Here is a 1303-nt window from a genome sequence, read left to right as displayed (position 1 = left end):
TACTAAACACATATGAAAAATAATGAAATGTTTTGTGACGATAAGTAAGTACTGTAGCAATACGAGAGAGGTGGTTCATACATAGATCACGTTGAGAACGTTCTCTATTTTAACCATCTCAAATTATGGGCAAGAAAATAGAATAATAAAATGCGATAGTAATAGTTGCTAATACATAGGAGGAGTTAAAGTGAAAAAGACTTTAATTACAGGGTTATTGGTTACAGCGGTATCTACGAGTTGCTTCATTCCTGTAAGCGCTTACGCTAAGGAGGGGCAAACGGAAGTGAAAACAGTATATGCGCAAAATGTAATTGCTCCAAATACATTATCCAATTCAATTAGAATGTTAGGATCACAATCACCGCTTATTCAAGCATACGGATTAATTATTTTGCAACAGCCAGACATTAAGGTAAATGCGATGAGTAGCTTAACGAATCATCAAAAGTTTGCAAAGGCGAATGTACGAGAGTGGATTGATGAATATAATCCGAAGCTAATTGACTTAAATCAAGAGATGATGAGATACAGCACTAGATTCAATAGTTATTATAGTAAGCTCTATGAACTAGCAGGAAATGTAAATGAAGATCAGCAAGCAAAAACAGATTTTATGAGTGCATATGGAAAATTACAATTGCAAGTACAGAGCATCCAAGAGAGTATGGAGCAAGATTTATTAGAGTTAAATCGATTTAAAACAGTATTAGACAAAGATAGTAACAACTTATCAATTAAAGCCGATGAAGCAATAAAAACACTGCAAGGATCAAGTGGAGATATTGTGAAATTAAGAGAAGATATTAAAAGAATTCAAGGGGAAATTCAAGCTGAACTAACTACTATTTTGAATAGACCTCAAGAAATCATTAAAGGTTCTATTAATATCGGTAAACAAGTATTTACAATCACAAATCAAACTGCACAAACGAAAACAATCGATTTTGTTTCTATCGGTACTTTAAGTAATGAAATTGTAAATGCTGCAGATAGTCAAACGAGAGAAGCAGCTCTTCGCATTCAGCAAAAGCAAAAAGAGTTATTGCCACTTATTCAAAAGTTATCACAAACTGAAGCAGAGGCGACTCAAATTACATTCGTTGAAGATCAAGTAAATAGCTTTACAGAATTAATTGATCGTCAAATTACAACTTTAGAAACGTTATTAACGGATTGGAAAGTTTTAAATAATAATATGATTCAAATTCAAACAAATGTTGAAGAAGGCACGTATACAGACAGTAGTTTACTTCAAAAACATTTTAATCAAATTAAAAAAGTAAGTGATGAAATGAATAAG

Annotated in this window: 1 protein-coding gene; it reads left to right on the top strand. The window is 32.2% G+C overall.

The annotated features are described in order from the left end of the window. Window positions 1-190 precede the first annotated feature (190 nt). Window positions 191-1303: non-hemolytic enterotoxin NHE subunit A (gene nheA, locus ACQGS6_RS28685; protein ID WP_426966041.1), on the top strand; the 1113-nt coding region annotated here is incomplete at its 3' end.

This window comes from Bacillus sp. GMs2/2 (assembly GCF_050172095.1).
GTDB classification, from domain to species: Bacteria; Bacillota; Bacilli; order Bacillales; family Bacillaceae_G; genus Bacillus_A; species Bacillus_A cereus.
The sequence above is the reverse complement of the archived record's forward strand: the minus strand, read 5'-3'. Positions and strand labels throughout refer to the sequence as shown.